The 480-nt window shown below is 68.8% G+C and carries 1 pseudogene; it reads right to left on the bottom strand.

Going from position 1 to position 480, the window contains the following annotated elements:
* Positions 1-48: 48 nt before the first annotated feature.
* A pseudogene (locus AC1DSF_RS30750) lies at positions 49-480 on the bottom strand (hypothetical protein); the annotation flags it as partial.

Raw genomic sequence — 480 nt, 5'->3', positions numbered from 1 at the left:
GCCTCAGGCTGCCCGGCAGTTGCCGTCCCGTACGTTGCTTCGCGTGCGTCAGTGCCTCGCGTCCGCGCGGTCCTTCTCCAGGACGAAGCGGTCGACCGGGGTCAGGTCCGCGTAGGCGCCGTCGAAGGTGTAGTAGGTCACCTTGATGCGGGTGCGACCCGAGCGCCTGTCGCCCGGGTCGACCTCGAACGCGGCGAAACCGTGCTTGTGGACACGGTCTTGGACCGACGCCCACGGGGCGTCCTCAAGGACCTTCACCGAGTCCTTGTGGCCGGGCAGGATCGGACTCGGCTTGTCGCTGAGGGCGACGACGACCTGGCCCTGCGGGCGTTCGAACAGAGTGTTCTCCGAGGTGGCGAAGTTGCCGCCACCGCCGATGATCATGTGGACGGTGCCGAAGCCGGTGTCGATCACGTCCTGCTTGGTGGAGACCGGCGTCGGCGTGCGGGTCTCGTTGGGGAGGCGGCCGCGGACCGGGTG

This window comes from Variovorax sp. 01N429 (genome assembly GCF_056399425.1).
The sequence above is the reverse complement of the archived record's forward strand: the minus strand, read 5'-3'. Positions and strand labels throughout refer to the sequence as shown.